This is a genomic window from Nocardia sp. XZ_19_369 (assembly GCF_015355715.1).
In the GTDB taxonomy this organism is placed as follows: domain Bacteria; phylum Actinomycetota; class Actinomycetes; order Mycobacteriales; family Mycobacteriaceae; genus Nocardia.
Genome location: NZ_JACVED010000001.1, coordinates 52,996 through 78,627 on the forward strand (window position 1 = coordinate 52,996; position 25,632 = coordinate 78,627).

General features: G+C 67.8%; 21 protein-coding genes. 9 read left to right on the forward strand and 12 right to left on the reverse strand.

Annotated elements, in window-relative coordinates:
* Positions 1 to 11 precede the first annotated feature (11 nt).
* The 3 genes from sucD to IBX18_RS00290 all read right to left on the reverse strand — a co-directional run bounded on the left by sucD (position 12) and on the right by IBX18_RS00290 (position 2,749).
* Positions 12 to 926, reverse strand: a complete 915-nt coding sequence (gene sucD / locus IBX18_RS00280; protein ID WP_069161670.1) for a succinate--CoA ligase subunit alpha — start codon at positions 924 to 926, stop codon at positions 12 to 14.
* Between the two features lie 11 nt (positions 927 to 937).
* Positions 938 to 2,104 carry an ADP-forming succinate--CoA ligase subunit beta gene (gene sucC / locus IBX18_RS00285; RefSeq protein WP_107659371.1) on the reverse strand — a complete coding sequence of 389 codons (1,167 nt, stop codon included), beginning with the start codon at positions 2,102 to 2,104 and terminating at the stop codon, positions 938 to 940.
* A 393-nt stretch (positions 2,105 to 2,497) separates the two neighbouring features.
* On the reverse strand, positions 2,498 to 2,749 hold the full coding sequence (locus IBX18_RS00290; protein WP_194832782.1) for a hypothetical protein: 252 nt from the start codon (positions 2,747 to 2,749) through the stop codon (positions 2,498 to 2,500).
* Between the two features lie 33 nt (positions 2,750 to 2,782).
* Here IBX18_RS00290 and IBX18_RS00295 point away from each other — a divergent pair, with 33 nt between their 5' ends.
* Both IBX18_RS00295 and IBX18_RS00300 read left to right on the forward strand, forming a co-directional pair.
* A complete protein-coding gene (locus IBX18_RS00295; RefSeq protein ID WP_228540234.1) occupies positions 2,783 to 3,907 on the forward strand; it encodes a peptidoglycan DD-metalloendopeptidase family protein in 1,125 nt (374 codons plus the stop codon).
* 767 nt (positions 3,908 to 4,674) lie between these two features.
* Complete coding sequence (locus tag IBX18_RS00300) at positions 4,675 to 6,054, forward strand: DUF1731 domain-containing protein (protein WP_194831822.1); 1,380 nt, start codon at positions 4,675 to 4,677, stop codon at positions 6,052 to 6,054.
* Positions 6,055 to 6,060: 6 nt separating this feature from the next.
* Here IBX18_RS00300 and IBX18_RS00305 read toward each other — a convergent pair whose 3' ends face one another.
* Positions 6,061 to 6,486, reverse strand: a complete 426-nt coding sequence (locus IBX18_RS00305; RefSeq protein WP_194831823.1) for a hypothetical protein — start codon at positions 6,484 to 6,486, stop codon at positions 6,061 to 6,063.
* Between the two features lie 63 nt (positions 6,487 to 6,549).
* Positions 6,550 to 9,171: a DNA helicase PcrA gene (gene pcrA, locus IBX18_RS00310; protein WP_194831824.1), complete on the reverse strand. Its 2,622-nt coding sequence runs from the start codon at positions 9,169 to 9,171 to the stop codon at positions 6,550 to 6,552.
* A 385-nt stretch (positions 9,172 to 9,556) separates the two neighbouring features.
* On the opposite strand from pcrA, the gene IBX18_RS00315 reads away from it, so the two are divergent.
* Positions 9,557 to 9,850, forward strand: a complete 294-nt coding sequence (locus IBX18_RS00315) for a chorismate mutase (RefSeq protein ID WP_014988338.1) — start codon at positions 9,557 to 9,559, stop codon at positions 9,848 to 9,850.
* 126 nt (positions 9,851 to 9,976) lie between these two features.
* On the opposite strand, the gene IBX18_RS00320 is transcribed toward IBX18_RS00315, so the two are convergent.
* Positions 9,977 to 11,431, reverse strand: a complete 1,455-nt coding sequence (locus IBX18_RS00320; protein WP_107659375.1) for an NAD-dependent succinate-semialdehyde dehydrogenase — start codon at positions 11,429 to 11,431, stop codon at positions 9,977 to 9,979.
* 94 nt (positions 11,432 to 11,525) lie between these two features.
* Between IBX18_RS00320 and pgi the strand changes: the two genes are divergently transcribed.
* Positions 11,526 to 13,163, forward strand: a complete 1,638-nt coding sequence (gene pgi, locus IBX18_RS00325; protein WP_194831825.1) for a glucose-6-phosphate isomerase — start codon at positions 11,526 to 11,528, stop codon at positions 13,161 to 13,163.
* 8 nt (positions 13,164 to 13,171) lie between these two features.
* Here the strand turns inward: pgi and IBX18_RS00330 are convergent, their stop codons facing one another.
* The 4 genes from IBX18_RS00330 to IBX18_RS00345 form a co-directional block, all read right to left on the reverse strand.
* Positions 13,172 to 13,852 carry a nucleoside/nucleotide kinase family protein gene (locus IBX18_RS00330; protein ID WP_306796071.1) on the reverse strand — a complete coding sequence of 227 codons (681 nt, stop codon included), beginning with the start codon at positions 13,850 to 13,852 and terminating at the stop codon, positions 13,172 to 13,174.
* A 113-nt stretch (positions 13,853 to 13,965) separates the two neighbouring features.
* A complete protein-coding gene (locus IBX18_RS00335) occupies positions 13,966 to 15,582 on the reverse strand; it encodes a M4 family metallopeptidase (RefSeq protein WP_194831827.1) in 1,617 nt (538 codons plus the stop codon).
* 438 nt (positions 15,583 to 16,020) lie between these two features.
* Positions 16,021 to 17,640, reverse strand: a complete 1,620-nt coding sequence (locus tag IBX18_RS00340) for an acyl-CoA dehydrogenase family protein (RefSeq protein WP_194831828.1) — start codon at positions 17,638 to 17,640, stop codon at positions 16,021 to 16,023.
* A complete protein-coding gene (locus IBX18_RS00345) occupies positions 17,627 to 18,277 on the reverse strand; it encodes a TetR/AcrR family transcriptional regulator (protein WP_194831829.1) in 651 nt (216 codons plus the stop codon). The genes IBX18_RS00340 and IBX18_RS00345 overlap by 14 nt, the downstream gene beginning before the upstream one ends.
* A 102-nt stretch (positions 18,278 to 18,379) precedes the next feature.
* Here IBX18_RS00345 and IBX18_RS00350 point away from each other — a divergent pair, with 102 nt between their 5' ends.
* Both IBX18_RS00350 and IBX18_RS00355 read left to right on the forward strand, forming a co-directional pair.
* Positions 18,380 to 19,141, forward strand: coding sequence for a crotonase/enoyl-CoA hydratase family protein (locus IBX18_RS00350; RefSeq protein WP_194831830.1), 762 nt, complete (start codon positions 18,380 to 18,382; stop codon positions 19,139 to 19,141).
* A 42-nt stretch (positions 19,142 to 19,183) separates the two neighbouring features.
* A complete protein-coding gene (locus IBX18_RS00355) occupies positions 19,184 to 20,419 on the forward strand; it encodes a hypothetical protein (protein WP_194831831.1) in 1,236 nt (411 codons plus the stop codon).
* Positions 20,420 to 20,425: 6 nt separating this feature from the next.
* Here the strand turns inward: IBX18_RS00355 and IBX18_RS00360 are convergent, their stop codons facing one another.
* On the reverse strand, positions 20,426 to 21,622 hold the full coding sequence (locus IBX18_RS00360) for a CdaR family transcriptional regulator (RefSeq protein WP_194831832.1): 1,197 nt from the start codon (positions 21,620 to 21,622) through the stop codon (positions 20,426 to 20,428).
* A gap of 195 nt (positions 21,623 to 21,817) precedes the next feature.
* Between IBX18_RS00360 and IBX18_RS00365 the strand changes: the two genes are divergently transcribed.
* On the forward strand, positions 21,818 to 23,212 hold the full coding sequence (locus IBX18_RS00365) for a lipase family protein (RefSeq protein ID WP_194831833.1): 1,395 nt from the start codon (positions 21,818 to 21,820) through the stop codon (positions 23,210 to 23,212).
* Between the two features lie 18 nt (positions 23,213 to 23,230).
* Here IBX18_RS00365 and IBX18_RS00370 read toward each other — a convergent pair whose 3' ends face one another.
* A complete protein-coding gene (locus IBX18_RS00370; RefSeq protein WP_194831834.1) occupies positions 23,231 to 23,923 on the reverse strand; it encodes a pyridoxamine 5'-phosphate oxidase family protein in 693 nt (230 codons plus the stop codon).
* Between the two features lie 80 nt (positions 23,924 to 24,003).
* Here IBX18_RS00370 and IBX18_RS00375 point away from each other — a divergent pair, with 80 nt between their 5' ends.
* Together IBX18_RS00375 and IBX18_RS00380 are read left to right on the forward strand one after the other, a co-directional pair.
* Complete coding sequence (locus IBX18_RS00375; RefSeq protein WP_194831835.1) at positions 24,004 to 25,374, forward strand: PLP-dependent aminotransferase family protein; 1,371 nt, start codon at positions 24,004 to 24,006, stop codon at positions 25,372 to 25,374.
* Positions 25,375 to 25,384: 10 nt separating this feature from the next.
* Entirely contained in the window at positions 25,385 to 25,630 is a 246-nt protein-coding gene (locus IBX18_RS00380) for a DUF2630 family protein (protein WP_107660959.1), read from the forward strand.
* Positions 25,631 to 25,632: the final 2 nt, after the last annotated feature.

Sequence of the window (25,632 nt, forward strand, 5' to 3'; positions counted from 1 at the left end):
ATACGAACGGATCAGGCGGTGACGCTTGCCTTCTCCAGGATTTCGCGAGCCAGCGCGGCGGTCTCGGACGGCGTCTTGCCGACCTTCACGCCCGCCGCCTCCAGCGCGTCCTTCTTCGCCTGGGCGGTGCCAGCCGAGCCGGAGACGATGGCGCCGGCGTGGCCCATGGTCTTGCCCTCGGGGGCGGTGAAGCCCGCGACGTAGCCGACGACCGGCTTGGTGACGTTGGCCTTGATGTAGGCCGCGGCCCGCTCCTCGGCGTCGCCACCGATCTCGCCGATCATCACGATCAGCTTGGTCTCGGGATCCTTCTCGAACGCCTCGATGGCGTCGATGTGGGTGGTGCCGATGACCGGGTCGCCGCCGATGCCGATGGCGGTGGAGAAGCCGAAGTCACGCAGTTCGTACATCATCTGGTAGGTCAGGGTGCCCGACTTGGAGACCAGGCCGACCGGGCCCTTGCCGGTGATGTTGGCCGGGGTGATGCCGACCAGCGCCTCGCCGGGGGTGATGATGCCGGGGCAGTTCGGGCCGATGATCCGGGTCTTGTTGCCCTTCTCGACGTTGTAGGCCCACGCGTACGCGGTGTCCTGCACCGGGATGCCCTCGGTGATGACCACGAGCAGCGGGATCTCCGCGTCGATGGCCTCGATGATGGCGTCCTTGGCGAACTTCGGCGGCACGAACGCGATGGAGACGTCGGCGCCGGTTTCCTTGATGGCCTCGGCGACGGTGCCGTACACCGGCAGCTCGACCGCGTTGCCGTCCTTGTCGGTGTGCGCGACGGTGGTGCCCGCCTTGCGCGCGTTGACACCGCCGACGACCTGGGTGCCTGCCTTCAGCATCAGTGCGGTGTGCTTGGTGCCCTCGCCGCCGGTGATGCCCTGGACGATGACCTTCGAATCCTTGTTGAGGAAGATAGACATTTCCGGGTTCCTTACTTGGCCGCTGCCAGTTCGGCGGCCTTGTCGGCGCCTTCGTCCATTGTCTGCGCAAGCGTGATCAGCGGGTGCGCGGCATCGGCGAGGATCTGGCGACCCTCGTCCACCTTGTTGCCGTCGAGACGGACGACCAGCGGCTTGTTCGCCTCGGCGCCGAGGATCTCCAGCGCCTTGACGATGCCGTTGGCGACCGCGTCACAGGCGGTGATGCCACCGAAGACGTTCACGAACACGCTCTTGACCTGGGAGTCGCCCAGGATGACATCGAGACCCGCGGCCATCACCTCGGCCGAGGCGCCACCACCGATGTCGAGGAAGTTGGCGGGCTTGACGCCGCCGTGGTGCTCGCCCGCGTAGGCGACCACGTCGAGGGTGGACATGACCAGACCGGCGCCGTTGCCGATGATGCCGACCTCACCGTCGAGCTTGACGTAGTTGAGGTCGTTCTCCTTGGCCTTGAGCTCCAAGGGATCGGTCGCGTCCTTGTCCGCGAAGGCCTCGTGATCCGCGTGGCGGAACTCGGCGTTCTCGTCCAGGGTGACCTTGCCGTCCAGCGCGAGGATCTCGTCCTGCGGGGTGCGCACGAGCGGGTTGACCTCCACCAGGGTGGCGTCCTCCTTGACGAACACCTCCCACAGCTTCTGGATGGTCACGGCCGCGGCGTCGAGCACCTCCGCGGGCAGGTGGCCCTGCTCGGCGATCGAGCGGGCGAAAGCGAGGTCGACACCCTTGACGGCGTCGACGGCGACCTTGGCGAGGCGCTCCGGCTTGGTCGCGGCGACCTCTTCGATCTCCATGCCGCCTTCCACCGAGCACATGGCCAGGTAGGTGCGGTTGGACCGGTCGAGCAGGAAGGAGATGTAGTACTCCTCCGCGATGTCCTTGGCTTCGGCGACAAGGATCTTCTTGGTGATGTGGCCCTTGATATCCAGGCCGAGGATGTTCTGCGCATGCGTGAACGCGTCGTCCGGGGTGGCGGCGTACTTGACGCCACCCGCCTTGCCGCGGCCACCGGCCTTCACCTGGGCCTTGACCATCACCGGCTTGCCGATTTCCGCCGCGATGGCGCGGGCGTCCTCGGCCGTGTCCGTGACGCGGCCCTCGGACGAAGGCACTCCGTGCTTAACGAAGAGCTCCTTCGCCTGATATTCGAAGAGATCCATGTACTCACCGTCTCGTCTGCGTTGTGATGACAACGTCTTTGTTGGCGGCCCGACGTCGGAAGCGGGTCGGGTCGGACTCTAATCAGTCACATGGACGGCCAATCGGCCACGTTCATCCTAAGTGGCGCAGGTCACGGGCCGATAAGCGCGGCGGGAAAACCCCTGGCCAAGGCTACTCGCGAGTAGGTAGTTGACACCACGCCAGGTAGAACCGCCGAACCCGGGGCGACGGCGTGGTCTACTACAAACCGTCGTCGAACGAGCTCGCTCGCGTGCCCAATGCACAGATAGATATTCCGTGGTGTTACCGTGATGAATCTCACATGTTCGGACAGAAAGGCCGCAGCGCTTGCGGACCCTGCAATCGTTTCGTTACCGTCATTGCGGTCGATGTCACAGCACGGTCACGACTAGGAGGACGGCAAGCTTGATGCAGCACAGCACTCCGCAGATGGAGAGCCGTTCCGCAAACGACTCGTCGACGCCGCTGATCAGCAGGCACCTCGGCCCCGCGAACATCTCCCGCTTCACCACGATGTGGCACCGCCGATGAACCATCGCTCCGCCCTTAAACCTGAAGATCGCGCTCAGTACGGACATCGTTATCGCAACGATGACGAACCGTTCGGAGCCCAGGCTTCCCACGGCAGGCCCTCGGTGGACCGGCAGCGGAACTCCTTGTTCAATGCGGCGCCGGCCCGGGACGACTACAACTCCGCGTCGCGGGCGCCCTACGGGAGCGCCGCGCCGCAGGCGGATTACAACGCCGCACCGTCCTATGGCGCAGCCCCGCAGGGGGACTACAACTTCCGCGCCGCTGGCACGCCGGACGACGGATACCGCGAGAACTCCTGGACCGCGAACGACTCGTGGTCGCAGCAGGATTCGTGGGCTCCGCAGGACGCATGGTCCGACGGCGCTGCTTGGAACGCGGGCGAAGCCTGGGGCGAAGAGCCTTACCAGGCGCCCGAGGACAGCAGCTGGGCCCCGGAAGAGTCCTGGGCGCCCGACACCGAGCCGGAGAACCCGGCCGCCCCCACCGTCATCCCCGGCCGGCGCGCCGCCAAGCGCGGTGGCGCACACCGGCTTCCCGCACCGCCCGCCGCACTCAAGGGACGTGCCGCGGTCGCCGCGGTCGCCGCAGGTGCGGTCGTCGCCGCCGGACAGGCCGCGCTCGCCTCGCCCGACCAGCCCTCACAGTCCGTCGACTACGAGGCAGCCGGGCAGATCCACGAGATCGCCGCGCAGTCCGTCAGCTTGGCCGACCCCAGCACCTCGCCGGAATCGCCCCAGCTGCTCAATGTCTCGGGACCGACGCATCTCGGCGATTTCAACGACATCCTGCAAAAGGGTCAGAAGTACGCCGAAGACTTGGCGGCGGCCGAAGCTGCGAAGCTGCGTCCGCTGTTCACCAAGTTCGCGGCGGGTAACTTCACCTCCGGATACGGTGCCCGCTGGGGTGTACAGCATCTCGGCATCGACATCGCCGGGCCGATCGGCACGCCGATCGTCGCGGTCGCCGACGGCACCGTGATCGAAGCGGGGCCTGCGGCCGGGTTCGGGATGTGGGTTCGGTTGCTGCACGACGACGGCACCGTCACCGTCTACGGGCACATCGACACCGCCACGGTGTCGCAGGGGCAGCGGGTGATGGCCGGCGATCAGATCGCCACCATCGGTAACCGTGGGTTCTCGACCGGGCCGCACTGCCACTTCGAGGTGTGGTTGAACGGGTCGGACAAGGTTGATCCGGTGCCGTGGTTGGCTACGCGAGGGATCAGCTTGGGGCCTCAGCGGGACTGAGGGTTCCGGGGTTCCGGCCGAAGGTTTGGCTAGGGAAGAGCTCGGGTGGACGTTTGGTGGCGTTCTCGGGTGTGTTGGGGCGTGCGGGGTAGACGCCTGACGGCGTCCTCGGGTGTGTCGGTGCGTGCGGGGTAGAACGCCTGGCGGCGTCCTCGGGATGCGTCGGCGAATGTCGAGGCAGACGCCTGTCGGCGTGCTGGGATGTGTTGGTGCGGGCGGGAGTAGACGCCTGACGGCGTCCCCTGCGATGTTTGATGCGTGCGCGGCGGACGCTTTACGCGTCCGCGCGGGTCAGCTTATGCGCATGGGGATGGGACGCCTGACGGCGTCCTCGGGTGCGTTCGTGCGTGCGGGGCAGAACGCCTGGCGGCGTCCTCGGGATGCGTCGGCGAATGTCGAGGCAGACGCCTGTCGGCGTGCTGGGATGTGTTGATGCGGGCGGGAGTAGACGCCTGGCGGTGTCCTCGGGGCTAGTCAGCGCGCGCAGGAACAACCCTCCCGAGCTTGGCGTCATCGTGGTGCACGGTTGAATATCCTGGTCGCCCCTTCTCGCGCACCCACCAACAGGTTGAGCGGTCTGTGAACGTGCGCGAAGCGGCCAACAAGGGCGCGAATCGGCCGCCTTCAACCGGCTTTCCATGATCAACGGGACATGGTGGTGGGCGAATGCGGCGTGTCGCCGCAACCATGTACCGTTGATCTTGGTTTTGGGGTGCGTGATGATGCGCACGTACTGATCGGGGCGGGTGGGGGCTAGCGTCGGGGGTATGGCACGTACAACGACGTACACCCAGTTCATCGCGGTTTCAACGGAACTCGTGTGGGCGGTGGTGGCGGATCCGACGCGGTGGCCGGAGTGGAATCCGGGTGTCACCTCGGTTCGGCTGCACGGTCCGGTCGCGGTGGGCACCACGGGTGATTACCTGCCTCGGGGGCGGATTGTCGGGACATTGCATGGGCGGACTGCTCCTCCGTTCGTCATCAGCACGCTGATTCCTGGGCGAGAGCTGAGCATCGAGCAGCCGGAGCCGGCTGGGCGGATGCGGCTGACGTGGACGTTGACGCCGCGCGACGGCGGCACCGAGATCACGCGGCAACTCACCTTCAGCGGACCGTCGGCGCCGGTCGCGCGGATGGTGGTGAGTCCGTTGCTGGAATCCGATACGCGAGTGACCTTCGCGCGACTGGCGCAACTGGCGGGGGTCAAGCCCGCGGCGACAGCACTGACAGTAGTAATCGCCGGTGGCACTGGCGCATTGGGCAAACATGTCGCAGCCGACCTCACCTGCCGCGGACAGCGAGTCACTATACTCACCAGGCGACGCGACCCGGCGTTGCCGTTCACGCAAGTGGAGTGGGACGGCCGCACGGTGGGCGATTGGGTTGCGGCACTGCGCAATCCGGGACCGACCGCGATCATCAATCTGGCGGGCAAGCTGGTCGACGTCCGACCGAGCACCCGCAATATCGATGAATTGTGCCGCAGCCGAGTGGATTCCACGCGCGCACTGGTCGACGCGGCCGCCACACTCGACGCGCCCATCGACTACTGGGTGCAGGCCAGCACCACCGCGATCTGGTCGGATGCGGGCGAAACCCGTTGTACGGAAACAACTCCACTGCCGGTAGGCCTGCCACAGATGACGGGTGTGGCGGAACCGTGGGAGCGAGCGTTCGACGGCGCCAACGCCACCCACTCGACCATCCTGCGCACCTCGATCGTGCTGGACCCGCAAGCCCCCGCACTGAAACGCCTGAGCCAGCTGACCAAGGCGGGTCTCGGTGGGCGCGTCGGCCCGGGCGATCAGTGGTTCAGCTGGATTCACGTCGAGGACTGGCTGGGCATCGTGCGCGCCGCCCTCGGCCTCGACCCACAGGTCACGCTGCCGAACGGAATCCTGGTGGCCGCCACCGACTTCCCGGTCCGCAACCGGGAGTTGATGGCCGCGCTGCGCAGGCACCTGCGCCGCCCACCCGCACCACCCACCCCGGTTGCACTACTGAAGCTCGGCGCGGTACTACTGCGCAGCGACGCGGCCCTCGGCCTCACCGGACGCCACGCCACCTCGGAAGTCTTACGCCAGCAAGGCTTCACCTTCCGCTACCCCACCCTGGACGAAGCCCTGACCGACCTGCTGCCGCGCTGAACGCGGCTACGGAGCCGCCGCGATCGCTAACCCCAGCAGCGCAAGAACTTTGGCTACTTCCAGCCCGATGTACCAGAAGTGTGCGTGCGATCGCGGCAACTCCTCCCCGGCCAGTACCCGATCGGCTCGCCGGCTCAACGGCGGGCGCACAACGAGGATCTGCGCGGCGAGCAGGACCACGGCGACGGCCAGCCACGCCCAGATACCCGGACCGGGCGCGACCACCAGCGTCGCCAGTACCAGCGCCACGGCCAGCACCGCCTCGACGACGTTCAGGGCCCGGAACACCAGCCGCCCGATGCCGAGACCGAGCGCGAGGGTGACCCCGGGCGCACGGAACTTCAGCGGTGCCTCGAGGAACGAGATGGCCAGCACCATGCCGAGCCAGAGCATCGGAAGCAACCAGAGGACGTGCTGCGCGACCGTGTCCATGGGCGAACCTTACCTAGGCGCGCAGCCGAACCGAAGGCCTCCGCCGACCGGCAGCGGCGACGCTCACAACTTCACCAGAGTCCTGCTGTACTGCGGAATGAGCCGAATCTTGCCCGCCGTGCCGAAGTCGATGGTGACCGTGGCCAGCGGCCCGAAACCTTCCGCGGCGATCACCTTCCCGAGCCCGTACTTGTCATCACTCACTCGATCACCAACAGCGAGAACGAGATTGGTGTTGTTGCGGGTAGCACCACCGGGCGCCGGACGACGCGGCCCACGATCACCGCGAACACCGGGCCGCTGCTCGGACCACCCGTCACCGCGGGTCCAGTCGCGTTCCATCCGATCGTCGTCACCGCGGCGACGAATTCCACGGGTCGCCGCGGAACCGGTCGGCTCCAACCGACGCCAGTCGATCAGATGATCCGGAATCTCCTGCAGGAAACGAGATTCCGGATTGGAGACGGGCTGCCCCCAGCCTGAACGCACCACCGCACGGGTCAGATACAGCCGCTTCCGGGCTCGAGTGATACCGACGTAGGCGAGCCTGCGTTCCTCGGCCAGCTCGGTGGGATCACCCAGCGCCCGCATGTGCGGGAACTGACCGTCCTCCCAGCCGGTCACGAAAACCACCGGGAACTCCAGCCCCTTGGCGGTGTGCAAGGTCATCATCGTGACCACGCCGGTGCCCTCGTCCGGAATCTGGTCGGTGTCGGCCACCAGCGAGACCCGCTCCAGGAACGCCGCGAGCGACCCTGGATCCGGTTCGCCCTCGGCCACCTCCGGCAACAGCCCCTCCTGCCGGGCCGCCTCCGCATTGTTGTACGCCTCTGAGCTGAATTCCCGTGCGACGCTGACCAATTCGTTGAGGTTGTCGAGCCGGGCGCCGTCCTGCGGATCGTCGGACGCTTCCAGTTCGGCCCGATAACCGGTGCGTTCCAGCACCGCGTCGACGACATTGCCGACGTCGGGGAAGTCGAGGTTCTCCTGCACGCCAGCCGCCCTGATCTCCTCCAGCAGATCGAGGAAGCCGGCGATCGCGCGCTGGGCTCGGGTGTTGAGCAGCGCGACCTTGCCGTCGGCCGCATCGCGCAGCGCGGCGGCGAAACCGATGCCCCGCTGGTCGGCGTGCACCGCCACACAGGCCTCGGCCCGGTCGCCGATGCCGCGGCGCGGGGTGTTCAGGATCCGGCGGACGCTGACCGCGTCCTCGGGGTTCTCCAGCACGCGCAGGTAGGCGACGATGTCGCGGACCTCTTTGCGCTCGTAGAACCGGACGCCGCCGACCACCTTGTACGGCAGGCCCATCCGGATGAAGATCTCTTCCAGCGCACGGGAGTTGTTGTTGGTGCGGTAGAACACCGCGACGTCGCCGTAGTTGGCCTCGCCCTGATCGACGAGCTTGTCGATCTCGCGCGCCACGAACGACGCCTCGTCGTGCTCGTTGTCGGCGACGTAACCGGTGATCAGATCACCCTCGCCGGAGTCGGTCCACAGCTTCTTGTCGCGGCGGTTCTCGTTGCGCGAGATCACCGCGTTGGCGGCGGACAGGATGTGCTGGGTGGAGCGATAGTTCTGTTCCAGCAGAATGGTTTCCGCATCCGGGAAGTCGCGCTCGAACTCCTCGATATTGCGGATGGTCGCGCCGCGGAATGCGTAGATGGACTGATCCGCGTCACCGACCACACACAGCTCGCTGGGCGGCGCCTCGTCCTCGCTGCGGTCTTCCCGGTGGTGACCGACCAGCTCACGCACCAGGATGTACTGCGCGTGGTTGGTGTCCTGGTACTCGTCGACGAGCACGTGCCGGAACCGGCGCCGGTAATACTCGGCGACCTGCGGATGGTGCTGGAGCAGCGCCACCGTCTCGCCGATCAGGTCGTCGAAATCCAGTGCGTTCGCCGCGCGCAACCGTCGTTGATATTCGGCGTAGACGCGGGCGACCAGGGCGGGAAGTTCGGTCTCGTCCGACTCGGCGTCGGCGCTCGCCTGCTGCGGCCCGATCAGCTCGTTCTTCAGATTCGAGATCGCGGTCGACAGCAACCGGGCGGTGTATTTCTTGGTATCGATGTCGAAGTCGCGGCTGATCATGGTGAGCAGTCGCCGCGAATCGTCGGCATCGTAGATGGAGAAATTCGAATTCAAGCCGGGCAGCAGGGCGGCTTGCATCCGCAGAATTCGGACACAACTGGAGTGGAACGTGGAAACCCACATGTTGTTCGCGCGCGGACCGACCAGTCCTATTACTCGCTCGCGCATCTCCGCGGCAGCCTTGTTGGTGAAGGTGATCGCGAGCACCTGGCCCGGGGTCACGCCGCGGGCGGCGAGCAGGTAGGCGATGCGCCGGGTGAGCACGGCGGTCTTGCCGGAACCCGCGCCGGCCACGATGAGCAGCGGCGCGCCACTGTGCACCACGGCGGCCCGCTGCTGCGGGTTGAGGCCGTCGAGCAGGTGCACGGCTTCTTCGGCGCGCCGACGCTCCCGCTCGACACGCCGTTGCTCCAATTCGGTGGCCGACGGCGGCGGCTCGGGGACAGCGGCCCGCTGCGTTTCCCGCACCGCACCTACCTCCTCGCCATGCCTGACCGCTTCTTCGGTGTTACCACCGGTGAACTGCGGTTTGTGGGTCGAATCCGGCTGCAGGGCGCGACCGGCCTGCGTCTTGGGAGCCACCGTGATGTCCATCGCCCATCCACGCTACCGGCGGACACCGACAGAGATGAAGCCCCGGGCCGTCTCTATGACGGATCGGTACCGCGTCGGCGAACGGCGGATGAACTCCCCAGGCAGGCGCCGCGACGAATCCGTAGCCGCCTTCTCAGCAGATTCACAAAACCAAACGTTTTGCATACCTACCCACCCGTGGCAGACTGGCGACATGATGAGTGCCCACGCGATACATCCGTTTCGGTTACCGACCGGATATCGTCATCGCGGCACCTGTATCTGAGCGCACCGTCCTTGGTAGCCAATTCGAAGGCCCTACCAGGTCTGTTTCACGGTGAAAGAACCGATCGGTAACGAGCCGGGCTCACCCGCCGATCCATGTTCTGACACGAGGAGATGAATGATGAGTACCCCCGCCACGACGACCGGGTCCGATTCGGCGCTGCCGCAGAGCGACGCGGAGATCGACAAGCTCCGTAAGGAGATCGATCGTCTCGATGCCGAGATCCTCGCGGCCATCAAGCGTCGCACGGAGATCTCCCGGATCATCGGCCGGACCAGAATGGCCTCCGGCGGGCCCCGCCTCGTGCACAACCGCGAAATGAAGGTGCTGGAGCGCTTCAGCGAGCTCGGCCAGGAAGGCCACACCCTCGCGATGCTCCTGCTGCGCCTCGGCCGCGGCCGGCTCGGTCACTGACCCCTTTTTCCTCAGGCCGCTCGACGCGGCCATAGACCCATGCGGCAAAAAGCTAGACAACCGCATTCCCCCAGGCCGCCCCGGGTGTTCATCACCCCGGGGCGGTCGTTTCGTCTCTGCCCCCGCTCAGCTGAGGGCGATGTACTTGGTGGAGAGGTATTCCTCGATGCCCTCGGTGCCGCCCTCGCGGCCGAAACCGGACGCCTTGACGCCGCCGAAAGGTGCTGCGGGATCGGAGATCACGCCGCGATTCACGCCGACCATGCCGGATTCCAGGCCCTCGGCGACGCGCAACGCGCGGTCTAGATCTCGGGTGTAGACGTAGCTGACCAGCCCGAACTCGGTGTCGTTGGCCGCGGCGATGCCCTCCTCCTCGGTGGCGAAACCGACGATCGGGGCGACCGGCCCGAACACCTCCTCGCGCAGGATCCTGGCCTGCGGCGGCACCTCGCTGAGGATGGTGGCGGGGTAGAACCAGCCGGGACCGCCGGGGGCTTTGCCGCCGAGCCGGAGCTTCGCGCCGACCGCGACGGCGTCTTCGACCAGTTCGCTGACCGTGTCGAGTTGCTCCTCGTTGATCAGCGGGCCGAGGGTGGTGTTCGGGTCGGTGCCGGGGCCGAGGGTCACGCCTTCGGCCATCGCCTCGACGAACTTGCTGGTGAACTCCTCGAGCACGCCGTTCTGCACGTGGAAGCGGTTGGCCGCGGTGCACGCCTCACCACCGTTGCGCAGCTTGGCCAGCATGGCGCCCTGCACGGCCGCGTCGATATCGGCGTCGTCGAACACCACGAACGGCGCGTTGCCGCCGAGCTCCATCGAGGTACGCAGCAGCCCGTTCGCCGACTTCTCCACCAGCTTCTTGCCCACCTCGGTGGATCCGGTGAAGGTGAGCTTGCGCAGCCGGGGGTCGTCGAGCAGCGGCTGGGTCACCGCGCCGGAACGGCTCGACGTGATCACCGAAAGCACCCCGTCCGGCAGCCCGGCCTCGCTGCACAGCTTGGCGAGCAGCAGCATGGTCAGCGGCGTCGCGGAGGCGGGTTTGACGATCATCGTGCAGCCCGCGGCCAGTGCGGGGCCGATCTTGCGGGTGCCCATGGCGAGCGGAAAGTTCCACGGCGTGATGGCCAGGCACGGCCCGACCGGCTGCTTGTGCACCATGATCCGGCCGGTGCCCGACGGCGCGTGCAGGTAGCGCCCGTGCACCCGGACAGCTTCCTCGCTGAACCAGCGGAAGAACTCCGCGCCGTACTTGACCTCGTTGCGGCTCTCCGGCAGCGCCTTGCCCATTTCCAGGGTCATCAGCAGCGCGAATTCCTCCGCCCGCGCGGTGATCTGCTCGAAGACCGTGCGCAGGATCTCGCCGCGCTCACGCGAGGGCCGCGCGGCCCACTCGGCCTGCACCGCGACGGCCGCGTCCAGCGCGCGCACCGCGTCCTCGGGGGTCGCGTCGGCGACCTGGGTCAGCACCTCCCCCGTGGCCGGATTGTGCACCGGGAAGGTGCCGCCGCCGGTGGCAGGCACCGGCCCGCCGATCCACAGCTGCGTCGGGACGGATTCGAGAACTTCGCGTTCGGACACCATGAGGCCAGCGTAGGCCGAGCCGCGGCGGTTCTCACCGAGTCTCCCGGGGTGTTTGCCGTGCGCGCCGGTGGGGCGGTGAGTAACCTCGGCGGACGTGAGCAGCGACATCACCGCGACGGCGGCCTGGCGGAAACTGCACGAGCACTTCGACGGGATCGCGGGGCGCCATCTCAGGGAGCTCTTCGCCGACGATCCTTCCCGTGGCCGTGCCATGACAATCGACGTGGCGGACCTGCACATCGACTTCAGCAAGCACCGCGTCAATCGGGAAACCCTGCACCTGCTCGTCGAATTGGCGCGCGCGGCCGGGGTGCCCGAACGCAGGGACGCGATGTACCGCGGCGAGCACATCAACACCTCGGAGGATCGCGCGGTCGCGCACATCGCGCTGCGCCTGCCCGCGGGCGCGTCGCTGATCGTCGACGGCGCCGACGCGGGCGCCGAGGTGCACGAGGTGCTGCGGCGGATGGGCGAGTTCACCGACGCGCTGCGCTCCGGCGACTGGCGCGGGGCCACCGGCGAGCGCATCAGCACCGTGGTGAACATCGGCATCGGCGGTTCCGATCTCGGGCCGGTGATGGTGTGCCAGGCGCTGCGGCACTACGCAGACGCGGGCCTCGGCGCCCGGTTCGTCTCCAATGTCGATCCGGCCGATCTGGTGGCGAAACTCGACGGACTCGACCCTGCGACAACGCTGTTCATCGTCGCCTCGAAAACTTTCTCCACCCTGGAGACGCTGACCAACGCGACCGCCGCCCGGCGCTGGCTGGTCGACGCGCTCGGCGAGGACGCCGTCGCCAAGCATTTCGTCGCCGTCTCGACCAATGCCGAGAAGGTGGCCGAGTTCGGCATCGACACCGCGAACATGTTCGGCTTCTGGGACTGGGTGGGCGGGCGCTACTCGGTGGATTCCGCGATCGGCCTCGCGGTGATGGCGACCATCGGCAAGGAGCGCTTCGCCGAGTTCCTGGCGGGCATGCACGCGGTGGACGAGCATTTCGCGAACGCGCCGCTGGAGGCGAACGCGCCGGTGCTGCTCGGCCTGCTCGGCGTCTGGTACTCGAACTTCTTCGGCGCGGAATCCCGTGCGGTGCTGCCTTATTCGAACGATCTGGCCCGTTTCCCGGCCTATCTGCAGCAGCTGACGATGGAGTCGAACGGCAAATCGGTGCGCGCCGACGGCAGCCCGGTGAGCACCTCGACCGGCGAAATCTTCTGGGGCGAACCGGGAACCAACGGCCAGCACGCGTTTTATCAACTGCTGCACCAAGGTACGCGGCTGATCCCGGCGGACTTCATCGGATTCGCCCGCCCCACCGACGATCTGCCCACCCGCGACGGCACCGGCAGCATGCACGACCTGCTGATGAGCAACCTGTTCGCGCAGACCAAGGTGCTCGCGTTCGGCAAGACCGCCGAGGAGATCGCCGCCGAGGGCACCGACCCGAAGGTGGTGCCGCACAAGGTGATGCCGGGCAACCGGCCGAGCACCACCATCCTCGCGCCGCAGCTCACCCCGTCGGTCGTCGGCCAGTTGATCGCCCTCTACGAGCACCAGGTGTTCGTCGAAGGCACCATCTGGGGCGTCGACAGCTTCGACCAGTGGGGCGTCGAACTCGGCAAGCAGCAGGCGCTGGCGCTGGCACCGTTGCTGACGTCCCCGGAAGAGCCCGAGCCGCAAGGAGATTCGTCCACCGACGCGCTCATCCGCTGGTATCGCGCCAAGAAGTAGGCCGACGCTCAGCCCCACACCTCGTAGCGTCCGCCGCGTTGGCGCAGCACCAGGTCGGCGCGGAACTTGGTGGTGTCGATCAGGTCGGCGTTGCGCAGGTCGCTGTCGTGCACCTTGACTTCGGCGGCCGCGGCGGTGCGGCCGCCGCGAATGTGGCGGCGCAGCAACCGTTGCTCGAGCAGCGCCCGCGGTGCGTCGAGGTACCAGCATTCGTCGAGCAGCTTGCGCACCGCCGACCATTCCCGGTCCCCGACATCGTCGAGCAACAGGTAATTCCCCTCGGTGAGCACGATCGTCTGCCGCTCGAAGACGATGCCCGCCGGGGTCGGATCACCCACCGTGCGATCGAAGACCGGCCACGGCACCGGCTCGCCGACCGAGGCATCGCGGAGCCTGCGCAGATTCGCCACGAAAGCCGCGGTATCGAAAGTGTCCGGTTCGCCTTTGCGGGCAAGGTTTCCCGCGGCCCGCAGTACCTCGTCGGTCAGGTGATAACCGTCCATCGGCGCGATTTCCGCCACCGGCGCATCGACATTCAACGCCTTGCGCAGCCGGACCGACAGGGTGGACTTGCCCGCTCCCGGCGGCCCGACAATGCCGAGCAGATACCGGCTACCGCGGCCATCCGCGTGCTCGCGCACCCGCTGTACGAGCGCGCTCAACGATGTTTCGGCATACGCCCTGTCCACCACAGTCACCCTACCGAGTGAATTCCGTAGTCCGGCCCGAGCAAAGCAAAAGGACATCTCACCGAGCCCTTGCCGGGCCCGGTGAGATGTCCGATTTCTACCGGGAGTTGTTCCTAGGTACGGGCCTGCTGTTGCGGCAGCTTGGTGGCCTTGGTGGCATTTGCCACCTGGACACAATCAGCAGCCGTGGTGCCGGCAGTTCCGTTGCGGACATTGGTATTGCACGCGTTCTTCAGTGCGGTGGACAATGCCGCGTAGTTGGAACTCGACGTGAGCAGTGTCTGGGTGGTCCAGTACAGCGCCGCGGTCTTCTCCAGGCCGATCGCGGTGACGTTGACGCTGTTGAGGCTGCCGCCGTCGACCATCAGCTGCGCGGTCTTGTTGCCGACGCCGCTGTTGATGTGCACGCCGCCGCTGTCACCGGTGCCGGTGTACCAGTAGCGACCCCGGTACGTGTCGGGATCCTGGTAGGCGTTCGGGTTCTTCATGTCGCGGATCACGCCGATCGAGCTGCAGGCGCCGAGCTTCCACCGGTTGGCGGCGGTGTTGCACGGGTTGCTGGTGTTCACCAGGAAGGTGAGCTCGCCGAAGATGTCGGACATGGACTCGTTGATCGCACCGGGCTCGTTGCGGTAGACGAGGCCGTTGGTGTGCTGGGTCACGCCGTGGGTGAGTTCATGGCCGGTGATGTCCTCGGTGGTGAGACCCGAGCCGTAGGCCATGTAGCTGCCGGACCAGAAGGCGTTCTGGTACGGGCACGCGGTGGTGGTGCAGAGCCGGACCGTGGCGCGCAGCGCCTTACCCTTGCCGTCCCCGGTGTCGGAGCCGATCAGGTTGGTCAGGTTCGCCAGCTTGGTGTACTTGGCGTAGAAGGCCTCGGTGTTGCCCAGGTAGGTGTAGATGTCGTCGACATCCTTGATACCGACCGGTGCCTGGCCCTCGGACCTGGTGGAGCGCAGCGTTCCGGTGCCGCAGCCTGCCCGGTTGGGGTCGATGCGCCGGTTCGCGTTGTCGCACACCACTCGGTTGAGGTGCTTGGTCTCACTCCAGCTGTCGAGCACCTTGTTGGTGCTGTTGGCGTCGACGAAGACGATCCACTTCGCGGGCTCGCCCTTCTTGTCGTCGCTGGCGCCGTTGATCTCGACCTTGAACGCCGGGACCGCGACACCCTGCGCCTCGCCCTTGGCGGCCAGCTTGGCGTCGTACCAGAAGGCCTTCGTGTCGTCCACGGCCAGCTTGTCCGGCGCCGTCTTGCTCTGCTCGGCAACCTTCTTCAGCGCGGTGGCCTGGATCTGCGCGGTCGGGGTCGTCGTCGTGAACTTGCCCTTCGACTTCTTCGCCAGCGCGCCGGTCACCGAGATGAGGGCACCGTCGGCGGTCAGCGACTGCGCCGCCGATGCGCCGAACACCTGCACCTTGTCGATCTCCTGACGCAGCCGGACCGTGGACCCCTCACCAACCTGGAACACGGACTCGACCACCAGGTCGCCAGCGGTTTCGCCATTTCCGCTGAGCGCCTTGTGCACACCGGGCGCGTGCGCCTGTGCGGCGGCGGGCGCTTCGGCAGGCGTGCCCGACGGCGCCGGAACCAGATCCTTGGGCACCACCTGCTGGACGGCACCTTCGGAATCGGTCGTTACTTCTTTCGGGACCGCGGACAGATCGGAACCCGCCGGCGCGGATGGACTCACCGGCGGCGCGCCACCGGCCGGGCCTGGCGCGAACATCATTGCCGCAACAGCAATTAACGCGAGGGCGGAATTTCGTCCCGCCCGTATATGTGTGGGTTTCATGACCAAGTAGAACCACATACCGGCGGTCAACTCGACTGGAGACGAGACTGGGGAAAACGATAGCTGGGCTGGGAATCTTCGGGCTATCGACGGGCGAGCGCCGCCAATTGTTATGCGCGAATATCTTTGACGGCTATTGATATTGGACGGTGTATCACCATTCCGCGGCGCCCTACCGGATCGGCCAATTGACCGAGCCGATAACCCGAGGTACCAGACCGAAACCTAAAGCACTCAGCGAGAACAGGTTTCATCACACCCCCCTAGTGCGGGTACGAATCGGTACCCCGGATATAGATCAACAACATCTCGTGTCGGTTCGCCAGAACTACTGGTGCCCAATCTTTTCGGATGTCCCGAGGTACTCGAACCGACTCAGACCAATGCGCGCTCCAGAATGGCCCCGGTGTCCACGCCGGTCGGCAGCGTACCGAAGGCAATGCCCCAATCGTCGCCGAGCCGGCTGGCACAGAAGGCATCCGCGACGGCCGGATGTCCGTGCCGCACCAACTGCGCGCCTTGCAATACCAGAGCCATGAGCTCGACCACGCGGCGAGCGCGATATTCGATGTCGCTCAGATCGGCGAGCTCCTTGCCGACCCGGGCGATGGCGTCGTCGAGCCGCGGGTGCGCACCGCGCGCCAGCGAGACCTCGGCGAAGTAGGCCTCGACGGTCTCCGGCTGACGACCCATGGCGCGCAACGCATCCAGCGCCGCGACATTGCCGGAGCCTTCCCAGATGGACATCAGCGGCGCCTCGCGGTAGAGCCGCGGCATCCCCGACTCCTCGGCATAACCGTTGCCGCCGAAGCACTCCAGCGCCTCGGCCGCGTGCGAGGGTGCGCGCTTGCATACCCAATATTTGGTGACCGCCAACGCGATTCGGCGCAGCGCCGCCTCGGCCGGGTCGCTGGTTGCCCGGTCGGTGGCTCCGGCGAGTCGCATCATCACCGTGGTCGCGGCGTCGGACTCGATCACCAAGTCCGCCAGCACATTGCGCATGGCCGGCTGATCGATCAGCTTGGCGCCGAACGCTTCTCGATGCCTGGCGTGGTGCGCGGCGAACACCACCCCGGTCCGCATGCCGGTCGCCGAACCGATCACGCAGTCCAGCCTGGTCATGTTCACCATCTCGATGATGGTCTTGACCCCGGCGCCCTCCGCGCCGACCAGCCAGCCGGTGGCGTTCTCGTATTCGATCTCCGAGGACGCGTTGGACTTGTTGCCGAGCTTGTCCTTGAGCCGTTGGATGCGAAGGGGATTGCGCGTGCCGTCCGGCAACACCCTGGTCAGCAGGAAACAGGACAGGCCACCGGGCGCCTGGGCCAGCGTGAGGAACATGTCCGACATCGGGGCCGAGGTGAACCACTTGTGCCCGACGATCCGGTACGAGCCGTCGGGTTGCGGTGTCGCCGTGGTGGTGTTGGCGCGCACGTCCGAACCGCCCTGCTTCTCGGTCATCGACATGCCCGCGATGAGACCGGCTTTCGACGACGGCTCGCGCAGACCGAAGTCGTAGACCCGGGATCCGAGCAGCGGTTCGTATTTCGCCGACAGTTCCTTGTTGTGCCGCAGCGCGGGCACCACGGCGTAGGTCATCGAGATGGGGCACATGTGCCCGGCGTCGGCGGCACCCCAGGTGTAGAACTTCGCTGCCCGGGCGACGTGTGCACCGGGTCGCTCATCCAGCCACGGCGCGCCGTGCAGCCCATGCGACACAGCGACATTCATCAGGTCGTGCCAGTGCGGGTGGAACTCCACCTCGTCGACCCGGTGGCCGTAGCGGTCGTGCGTGTGCAGCACCGGCGGGTACTCGTTGGCCAGCCGCCCCCACTCCTGCGCCTCGACACCGCCTGCGAGCACGCCGAGTTCGCGCACCTCGGCCTCGGCCCAGCCCGCGCCCTCGCGGTGCAGGCCCTCGAGCAGCGCGGGATTCCGCGAGACATCGAACGGCGAGATGTCGGGCACCTGGTTGAAGACTTCATGCGTCTGCATCGGACACTCCTGATTCCTGCCGAACGAGCGAACCGCTCGGCGCCGCGCGCACGCCGAGTGCGCGTAGTGCGAAGGTAATGAGTTCGGGGACAACGGATTCCCCGTGTGGTGCGGCCGCGAGCGGGCCGACCAGCACCTCGCCGATCGCGCCGACCAGCGCGGCCGCACTGGTCCTGGCGTCCTGCGCGGGCAGCTCGCCGCGCGAAACACCGTCCGCGACAGCCGATTCGAACGCCTCGGCAAAGGCGCGGCGGAAGTGCAGCCGCTCGGTGTCGACCACGGTATCGACGGGTTCGACGAGCAGCACGTAGGCGAGTTTCGGATTCTTCAGCGCACGCCCGGCAAACGTCTCCACCGCGGCGCTCACCCGCTCCACGGCGGTGCCGGTGGCACTGGCCGCGACCACGGCGGCCACCTCTCCGGCCACCACCTTGCGGAATACCGCGGTGACCAGATCGGCCTTGCCCGCGAAGTTCTTGTACACGGTGCCGGTGGCCACGCCCGCCTCCGCCGCGACCGCGGCCATGGACATGCCGGCGTAACCCGCCTCGGCCAGCACCTTGGTCGCGGCCTGCACGATCAGCCCCGCCTGCGCGTCCAGGCGGGCCTGCACGGCGGGGGTTCTGCGGTAGGCCACACAAGAAGTGAACCATGGATTCATTTCTTGCCACAAGAGGGGTTTTACGGCGTATGGTCGGATCGTGATCGAGCGGAACGAACGAAACAACGAGGTGGCGTCGTGACTGTACGAATCGAGCGCAAGGGTCCGGTGACCACCGTGATCCTGCACCGTCCCGAAGCGCGCAACGCGGTCGACGGGCCGACCGCCGCGGCGCTGGCCGCCGCCTTCCGCGAGTTCGACGCCGATCCCGACGCCTCGGTGGCGGTGCTCTGGGGCGACGGCGGCACCTTCTGCGCGGGCGCCGACCTCAAGGGGCTCGGCACCGAACGGTCCAACGTGGCCACCGAGGACGGCGACGGACCGATGGGGCCCACCAGGATGCGGCTGTCCAAGCCGGTGATCGCCGCCGTCTCCGGTTACGCCGTCGCGGGCGGACTGGAGCTCGCACTGTGGTGTGATCTGCGAGTTGCCGAGCAGGACAGTATCTTCGGCGTGTTCTGCCGCCGCTGGGGTGTGCCGCTCATCGACGGCGGCACCCTGCGCCTGCCGCGGATCATCGGCACCGGGCCCGCCATGGACATGGTGCTCACCGGCCGTCCCGTCGACGCGGCGGAGGCACTGCGGATCGGCCTGGCGAACCGCGTGGTCCCGACGGGCGAGGCCCGCAGCGCCGCAGAGCAGCTCGCCGCCGAGCTCGCCGCACTGCCGCAGGCCTGCCTGCGCTCGGACCGGATGTCGTTGCTCGAGCAGGACGGGATGGACGAGGAGACCGCACTGCGCAACGAGTTCCGGCACGGCATGACCGCATTGGCCAACGGCGCGCTCGAAGGGGCACAGCGCTTCGCCGCCGGTGCGGGGCGCCACGGCGCGCAGGCGTAGGTTTCCCGGCACGAGCGAGAGCGAGGTGTTGCGGTGCGCCCGATGGGCCGGTTGAGCGTCGTCGACGAGATCTTCCTGCGTACTCATCGCGGCCTCGGCACTCCCATTGCGCTGCAAGGCTTGTGGCGCACGGCCGACCGCATCGACCCCGGGTTGCTGCGCGGGGTGCACGCGGCGCTGCGCACCGGGCCGTTGGGACGGCGGGTGATTCGGCCGCGGGTGCCCGGTGCCCGCCGCGGCTGGCAGCCGAATACGCGCGCGCATCCGTTGGTACTCACCGAACAACCGCTGGCCGTGGCCGCTCTACTGGAGTGGGCCGACGCACAGGGCGCCGATCTCGATCCGGAATACGGACCCGGCTGGCGACTGTCCGCCGTCGCGCTGGACGACGGCGGTTCCCTTGTCTCCCTGACTTGTTCGCATGCACTCGCCGACGGTCGAGCGCTCGTACACGCGGTGGACGATGCGCTCGGTGGTACCGCCTTGCCCGCCTCCGCCGCAGCCGAGTCGGAGTGGGCCGATGCCCGCCGTCAGTGGTCGATCGTGCTGCGCGGCACGGGACGGGCGTTGCGCAAAGGAATTCCGGAACGCCCGCGTCACGCCCCTGTCGGCGAAACCAGCATCCCGCCGGGCACGCAGACACCCGGCGCGGTATTTCAGTGCGCCGTATCGGACTGGGAGCGGGCGGCCACCGCACGGGACGGCACCGCCAACAGCCTGTTCATCGCGGTGGTCGCGAATATGCTGTGGGCCAGCGGCTTTCCGCGCGAGACGATCGACGCGAGCCTCCCGGTCGACACCCGCGACGAACCACGCGTCGACAACGACCTCGCGATGACCGACATCACCATCGACCGCGCCGATACCCCGGCAACGATTCGCGAGAAGTCCCGCGCCGCCTACGAGCGCCGCATGACCAGCCCCGGCGGTATGCCGGAAGAACTACTGCAGGTGATCCCCGACCCGTGGGCGTACGCCCTGTCCAAGGGTGCCGGCGAGCGGGACATCCTGTGCTCCAACATCGGCACGCTGCCCACCAGCCTGCGCATGCTCGGCGAGCACCATTGCGTCGGCGTCGCCGCCCGCGCCATCCACCCCGGCCTGACCGCCGCGCAATGGCCGAGGACGCGCCTGTCCGGCTATCTCTGCCGGATCGCCGACGACTACGTTCTCTCGCTGGTCGGCCTCGACCCGGTACATATCGAATCTGCTACTGCGCTGGCTGATCTGGGGCAGCAGACCCTGTCCTCGTTCGGGCTGTCCGCACACCGGTGGTGAGTGGTTTCACTCCGTCGCGTCGAGGTCGCAGGCCGTGAGCGCGGCGGCGAACAGCTGTGCGTGATCGGGACGATTGGGGTCGTAACCGGTGACCGTGGCGATCCGGTTGAGGCGATAGTTGAGCGTATTGCGGTGCACGACAAGCGCGGCCGCGGCCTGCTGCCGGTTGTAGTCATTGGCGAGCAGCGCACGCAGTGCGTCCAGCAAGTGTGGCTGGTCACGGAGCGGATCGAGCAGGGTGAGCAGCCAGGTGCGGGCCGGGCCCGGACGGGCGAGTTGATACTGCAACGCCAGATCGGCCATCCGGTACACCGCGGCGGGACGGCCGAGTTGGAATGCGAGCCTGGCTATCTCGCCCGCCTCCTCCACTGCGGCAGGGATCCCGTCGACGCTCGCGGCGAGCGCGAGTCCGGCGACCGCCCGCGCACCGGTGCCCTGCGCGACGCGGGTGACGAAAGTGTCCAGCGCGTTGGCTGATTCGCCCTCGGCAACCGGTACCAGCAGCACGCCGCCGCCGCGCTCGACGGTGCTCAGCACGCGACCGGACACCGCATCGATCTCGCTCTGCACAATGCGCAGCACCGGCCGGTTCGCGCCCGTCACCGGTTCGGCCACCCGGAACACCAGCACCTGGAACCCGCCGTCCAGCGAGATACCGAACCGCTCGGCCAGCAGATCGGCGGGGGTGCCGTGCACCAATGCTTGCGCCACAGCACGTTTGGCCTCGCGCTGCTCCCAGTGCAGATCCTGCCGCTCCCGCAGATAGGCGCCCGCGACCCCGGGTGTCACGGCGCCGAGGTAGCCGAGCACATAGGGCACCGCGGCCAGTAGTTGTTCGCGCTGCTCCGGCGTCGTCGCCGTAGCGGCCACCGAGTTCCACGCGGCGACCGCACCGTGGTGATACACCGAAAGCACTGTGTCGAGCGGGATCCCGTCCCTGGCGCGGCGCACCGCGATAGCGATCAGCTCCGATAGTTCGTCCGCGCGCGGTGCCCGCCGTTCGGCCAGCGAGCGCAGGAACAGCCGCAGATTCGCCTCGGCGGCGCGCGGCAGATCCCGCCCGATCATCTCGGCGGACAACTCCCGATACGAGGGCACCTCGCCGAGCACCCCGGCGAGCACATCCCGGGCGACTTCGGGCAGCACGTCGCTCACCTGGCCGGATAAGTCGTCCAGCGCAGCAGAATCAGGGGCAGCGGTCATCCGCACATTGTTTGCACAGACAAACCGGTCCGCACAATAGGCAGTTCCGGACAACAGCTTCAGTGCACGGAGCCAAGGTCGGATCCCGTCCGATGCACAAAGCGTGGCCCCCATTCCGTGGCGTCCACACGGTGACGCAGGCCACATCCACCTGCGACGGTGTATCGACCAGCACCGCGCACCGCAGGAGGGCCGATGGGACAACGTCCGTGGCACCGTGTCATCACCACCGCGACGGTGGTCGGCCTGCTGCTGTCGCCGGCTACCCACGTGGCGGCCGAACCACTGGACGGCACCGCAGTCCGCATCGAACCGACCCCCACGCTCACCCTGCCGCCCGAACTCGACGAGTTCTACCGGCCCGCCGCGAGCATCGTCGCGGCCGCCGAGCCGGGACAGGTGCTACGGGCTCGCACCATCGCGCCCGCGTATTTCGGCTTCGCCCCACTGAATATCGATGCCTGGCAACTGCTGTACCGCAGCACCAACAGCTTCGGCGAGGCCATCGCCACGGTCACCACCGTGCTGAAGCCGCGCGGCCCGGCCCCCGACGGCGGCCGCAAGCTGCTGTCGTATCAGATCGCCGAGGACAGCGCCGCGCAGTACTGCGCGCCGTCCTATGTCGTCCAATCCGGTTCCATCCCTGCCGATTACATCAACGCCGCCGAGATACTGATCCCGATCGCGGCAGGCATCGGACAGGGCTGGACGGTGGCACTGCCCGACTACGAAGGGCCCAATTCCGCCTACGGAGCGTCGCTGCTGAGTGCGCAGACCACCTTGGACGGCATCCGTGCGGTGCAGAGTTTCGCGCCCGCGCAACTGTCCGGCGTGCAGACCCCGACGGCGCTGTGGGGCTACTCCGGCGGCACCATACCCAGCTCGTTCGCCGCGGAGCTGAAGCAGCATTACGCGCCGGAGCTGAACATCGTCGGCATCGCGGCGGGCGGTGTCGCCGCGGCCGATTTCCCGGAGGCACTGCGGCACAACAACAACGGCGCCTTCACCGGTCTACTCACGGGCGTGCTCGCCGGCTTCGCGAACGAGTATCCGGAGTTCCGGCAACTCATCCGGGAACGCGTCGATCCGATCGGACAGCTCCTGATCGGCTCGAAGCTCGTCCTCTGCCATTCCATGGGTGCGGCAATCGTGCCGTTCTACAACTTCTTCGGTGCCTTCCACGGCGGTGACCCGCTCGGGCACCCCGTCGTGCAGCGCATCATCGCGGAAAACGCGCTGGGCCAACGGACTCCGTCGGTGCCGGTGTACATCTATCACGCGCAGTACGACGAGATCCTGCCCAGCTCGGGGGTGGACCGCTTGGTGCAGAAATACTGCGCCGAGGGCGCACCGAGCGTGACCTATGTGCGAGAACTTTTGGCAGAGCACATGTCCGGCGTGGCCACCCATCTCCCCGGCGCCTTCCACTGGCTGCGCGATCGGCTGAACGGCGTTCCCGCCCAACCGGGTTGCGCCATCAGCAGCCCGACCACCATCGTGACCGATCCCGAGTTCGCCCAGGCGGCGATGGAACTGCTGCCCACCGCGGTGCAGGCCCTGCTCGGCCAGGCCATCGGCACCGGCGGGTAGCGCCCGCCGGTGCCGTGCTCACCGCACCGGCACGAGGCTCGGTTCGGTGCGGTCGAGGACATCGGCGGGAACCGGGAGACCCGGCTCGAGGTCGGCCGAGTCGATCGGGCCGCCCCACACCTGGCGAACCGGCAGCACACCCGCCCAGACACCACCGTTCTCGATATCCCCCGGGTCGTCGTTGGGGCCACCAGCCCGGATCTTGACCGAGGCTTCGGTGAGGTCCATCGCGAGCACCATGGTGGCGGCGAGCTCCTTCTTGCTCGGCGAGCGCACCCGAGACCAGGCGCCCGGCGCGGCATGTTCGGTGATCACCTGGAGCGCGTGCAGCCGCTCGGCCGGGTCGGTGAGCTCCACTGCGCGGCCGTGCACCACCGCCGAGCGGAAGTTCATCGAGAAGTGCATGGCCGAACGGGCATAGACGATGCCGTCGACCAGAGTGACTGCGACCGAGATGTCCCCGGCGAGGGCCGCGCGCAGATTGCCCGCACCCGTCGAACCGTGCAGATAAAGGGTGTCACCGTCGCGTCCGTAGATGGTGGGGAGCACGACCGGCGCGGCACCGAGCAGCACGCCGAGATGGCAGACCAGACCCGCGTCGAGGACCGCGTCCAGGTCCGCGCGTTCGCTGCGTGCCCGTTCCTTCGAGCGGGTGAGCGTGCTGCGCGGCGTCGGCGAGAGCGGGGTCCGTGAGTCGGCTGATCGCGTCATATGACCAGCATCGGCGTCCAAGTGGCATTATCAAAGTGCCAATTCAGCGAAATTCGCACAGTCCAATCGGAAGGTGATCGGTGCTCGACGAACTTCCCCTGCAGCTCGACCGCGCGCTGCCGGAACCGCTGTCGGTGCAGGTCGCCGACGGATTACGGGCTGCGGCGAGCAACGGCCTGCTGCGTGGCGGCGACCGGTTGCCGTCGTCCCGGTCGCTGGCCGAACGGCTCGGCGTGAGCCGCACCGTGGTGGCCGCCGCCTTCGACCAGCTGCACGCCGAAGGCTGGATCAGCGGCAAACGCGGTTCGGGCACCTACCTGACCACCGCGCCGCCCGCCGCACCCCGGCGCGCGCTGCCCGCCGACGGCGCGGGTGACGATCCGGCGCTGCTCGATCTGCAACCCGGCGCACCGTGCTCCGACGCCATCGACCGCCCGGCCTGGCGCCGCGCCTGGCGGGCCGCCGCCGACCTCTCCCCGCTGGTGCGCAAAGACCGTGCGGGCGAGCCGGATTTCCGCGCGACGATCGTCGAACACCTGCTGCGCCATCGCGGGCTCGGCGCGGGCAGCGACACGGCGGTGCTCGCGACGGCCGGAACCAGCTCCGCGGTAGGCGAACTCGCCGCCGCCCTGCTGTCGCCGGGCGACGCCGTCGCGATGGAAAACCCCGGATACAGCCGGGCAGCAGGCGCTTTCGCGGCGGCCGGGGTCCGCGTCCTGCCCGTCCCCGTGGATGCGCACGGCCTGCGCGTCGACCTGCTGCCACCGAACATCAAGGCCGTGTATTGCACTCCAGCGCACCAGTTTCCGCTCGGCGCCCGGCTACCGGCCGCGCGCCGGGTCGAGCTGGTCGAGCACGCCCGCCGCCACGGGCTGCTGATCATCGAGGACGACTACGACGGCGAACTTCGTTACGACACCGCCCCGTTGCCGTTGCTGGCGGCGATGGCGCCGGACGTGGTGGTGCATCTCGGCACCACGAGCAAGATCCTCTCGCCGAGCCTCGGCGTCGGCTGGCTGGTCGCCACGCCACGGATCGCCGATGCCGTTGTCGCGCATCGGCATCGCACCGGAACCAGTCCGAGTCCGGCGGGCCAGCAGGTGTTCGTCGCGCTCGCCGCCCACGGCGACCTGGCCAGACATCTGCGTCGCCTGCGCCGCGCACTGCCGCCACGCCGGGCGCTGATGGTCACCGAGCTGCGCCGCCACGGGCTCGACGTGCTCGGCGACGACGCGGGCTCGCACGTGGTGGTGCCGCTCGCCTCGGCCGAGGCGGAGCAGCAGGCCGTGGCCGCCGCACGGGCGCGGGGTGTCGCGCTCGATCCCCTGTCGCGCTATCACCTGAGCGCACAGCGTCACCACTTCGGCATCACTCTCGGTTACACCGCGCTGTCCTGGTCCGACCTGGCCAGGGCTGTGCCGATCGCCGCCGCGTGTCTGGCACAGTCGTAGCATGGTCGGCATGACCGAACAGGACGTGTTGGCCCGGATCAAGGCACTGGTCGACCAGGAGCACGAACTGCGCGCGCAGGCCGCCAAGGGCGAATTGGACCCCCAGGCCGAACGCAGGCAACTCGCCGAGCTCGAGGTGATGCTGGATCAGGCGTGGGACCTGCTGCGGCACCGCAGGGCGCGGATCGACCAGGGCGAGTCGCCCGACGGCGCCGAACAGAGTTCCGCCGCCCAGGTCGAGGGTTACCTGCAATAACC